This is a genomic window from Vibrio sp. 10N.222.48.A3, assembly GCF_041475345.1.
In the GTDB taxonomy this organism is placed as follows: domain Bacteria; phylum Pseudomonadota; class Gammaproteobacteria; order Enterobacterales; family Vibrionaceae; genus Vibrio; species Vibrio tasmaniensis_A.
The window spans coordinates 1-2,702 of record NZ_JBFRVX010001381.1 but is presented as its reverse complement, the minus strand read 5'-3'; the positions used below and the strand labels follow the sequence as shown (position 1 = coordinate 2,702).

Genomic DNA, 2,702 nt, shown 5'->3' with positions numbered 1-2,702 from the left:
CAACAACTCCACGGCCACGTTACTTAATGCATACCCCATAATGGTAGAAAAATTGATGCCCGATTTATGCAAACGGCGTTGAAACTGCTGCTCAGAGAGCCCTAATAAACTGGAAACCTTGTGAAGGGTTGGTAAACCAAAGTGGCGACTGTAGTTGATCATCTCATAGGTGACCTTATGTTCATCACCAGCATCTGGCATGTTTAGATAGTTATCCAAGTCATGAAAGTTCATCGCCAGATTTGCTTTACTGTTCGATAGTGATTGATTGATTGATAACCTCGATTCACTCGGGATCCAAACCTCTGTGCGAGGCTGTCCCCATTGAATCGTACAGCCGAAATATTCATGGTAGAGGTCAACATTCTCTCGACGACCTGCTATTGAAACCGCAACGGGTTTAAAGTCATCACCCAAATATCGACGTAAAATCTTCATAATGAAAACCGCGACTCTTATTGAGTCATGCACTTTACCCGTTTCTGAGTAAGCAGGATTGTCGTAGCACCATTTAATCATTGTCCCTACCTGTGCACCGTATAAGAACGCACCAGACTGTAAACAGTGCAGGCCAATGTTCACTCGGCGGATCGTAGAAGCAAGATCATGTCCAGAAAAAAACCAGTTGGTTAACGGGCCTAATTTTTCAATATCCACTCGGTCAGACAGTTTCAGAATAATATCTGGATCATTAGTTTGCTGTTCAAGAAACCCATACCATTTATCGACTTCATTGACCGGAATAAGATTCATTGAGTTAGTAAATACAGACTTCGGAATACCTAAACGCTCCGTATTAACCACAGGGTTTGTGACAGCGTGTTGATAAATACCCAAAATCCCTAACGCTCTTAAGAAGTTACAATTGTTCATTAGTCGCTAACCCTTAGAAAGGAGATCACAGATAAAATCATATAATTGCCATTATCGAAGTAATTAGTAAATTTACAACCTGTAAATCCAACTTCCATCACACTCGGCGTTCAAATTTTACTTAGGGTTGATCAATGAGTTTACTAAGTGTCCCATTTGTTGGAACAGGCGCAGACACCGCATTACACGTCGTAGCTGGCGTTGTGTTGGTCGCAACAATCGCAGCTGCATGTTACGGCTTTTGGCGTGTTCATGAATTACCAATCAATAAAGCCCACAGTAAAGAGCATCACCAGCTCGGTTTAATCACAGCTTTAACTTGGATTGGCTTCATATGGCACTGGGTATGGGTACTTGCCGTCATTTTAGCGTTTGTTGATATGGAAAAAGCCATCATAAACCTGAGAGACACATGGAAAGCACCTGCGGAACCAACAGGACAACAAGTTAAGAATGATCAAGATGGGGAGAGCCAAACATGTTAGAAGGCTTAGCTCTGTGGGCACTGTTCATCTATCTACTTAGGCTTATTGGTATGCCATGGAACAAGGGCACCAAAGCATTTTCTTATCTAGGTGGTACATCATGGTTATTGTTTGTTTGGGTTGGACTCATTAACTACACGCCGATGGATCTCTCTGGAGGTTCAGTCGTTCAATCACCACACATTCAGCTACGTCCAGATTCAACCAATGTGTCAGGCAAAACAACCAAGGTTCACATTAGACCGAACCAAGACGTGATTGAAGGTCAGCTCATTTACGAAATTGATGACACCAAATATGTTATTGCAAGAGATAAGGCTAACGTGCAACTTGAATCGGCGAACGTTGCTTTGGATACCGCTCACCAAGAAGTGAGCATCGCTAAAGTAAGCTATCAGTCAGCGCTTGAAGATATCAAAGCCTCTGTCGCTCAGATAGAATCAGCAAAAACAGATCTTGTTCTGCAATCTAAAACACTTGACCGTTACCAAAAGCAAAACAAAGTTGTAGAACATACGATTACTGAGACTGACATCGACCAACAAACGGCAAAGGTAGACTTGGCAACGTATAACGTCACCACATTGGAATCTCAACTAAGTAAGAAAGAAGTTGATGCTGAGAACGCGAAGTTAAACATCCACAAAGCAGAAACCAACGTCAGTAAGAAACAAACTGAGGTAGATTCGGCAAAAGCAACATTGGCTCAAGCTCAATGGGATTTGAACAGTACCAAAGTAACTGCGCCGACTGACGGCTTTGTAACTAATTTCATTCTTCGTGAAGGACAGCGAGTATCAATGATGCCTCGTATCCAAATGTACACTGAAGAAAAATACGTGTTAATGCGAGTGAATCACCAAGCTATTCGTAACGTAAAAGTGGGCCAACCTGCTGAGTTTGCAACGGCGGTATACCCAGGCAAGATATTCTCCGCAACCGTAGAAGGCATTGTTGAAGCGACGGGTGAAGCACAAGCTAGCCTATTAGGTATTGATGAACAAGTTCGTGTCACCACAGGTCGAAACCTTCAGAACAAGCACCACTTTGTCCGCTTAAAAATTGACGAGGCGGAAGGTTACGATATTCCAGTCGGCTCTGTAGGGTTAGCTTGGGTAAGCGGTGAGAAGCCGATCAGCTTTATGGCGTTCCTAGACGTAATACGCGGGATCATCATTAGAATGAAGTCCCAGTTATATTTCTTCTACTCGATCTAATACTTGTTTTAGATAAAACGATACAAAGCCCGTGAGATCTGAGATCGCACGGGCTTTTATCTATTTTACCGTTAGTTGCAGACAGAGCAGCAAAAATCAAAAAACTAAGCAGTATTCAGTATTCAGT

3 protein-coding genes are annotated in these 2,702 nt (G+C 42.6%); 2 read left to right on the top strand and 1 reads right to left on the bottom strand.

The features are described 5' to 3' along the window. A partial coding sequence (locus tag AB4653_RS26505; RefSeq protein WP_372105716.1) for an AraC family transcriptional regulator ligand-binding domain-containing protein occupies window positions 1-873 on the bottom strand: 873 nt, incomplete at its 3' end. A 134-nt stretch (window positions 874-1,007) separates the two neighbouring features. Here AB4653_RS26505 and AB4653_RS26500 point away from each other — a divergent pair. Next, complete coding sequence (locus tag AB4653_RS26500) at window positions 1,008-1,358, top strand: hypothetical protein (protein ID WP_009845693.1); 351 nt, start codon at window positions 1,008-1,010, stop codon at window positions 1,356-1,358. Continuing rightward, complete coding sequence (locus AB4653_RS26495; protein ID WP_009845694.1) at window positions 1,352-2,575, top strand: HlyD family secretion protein; 1,224 nt, start codon at window positions 1,352-1,354, stop codon at window positions 2,573-2,575. Before AB4653_RS26500 ends, AB4653_RS26495 begins: the two co-directional genes overlap by 7 nt. Window positions 2,576-2,702: the final 127 nt, after the last annotated feature.

Bases quoted from the DNA above. Each gene is read 5' to 3' on its own strand.
- AB4653_RS26495 (WP_009845694.1), top strand. From the start codon at position 1,352: ATGTTAGAAGGCTTAGCTCTGTGGGCACTGTTCATCTATCTACTTAGG.
- AB4653_RS26500 (WP_009845693.1), top strand. From the start codon at position 1,008: ATGAGTTTACTAAGTGTCCCATTTGTTGGAACAGGCGCAGACACCGCA.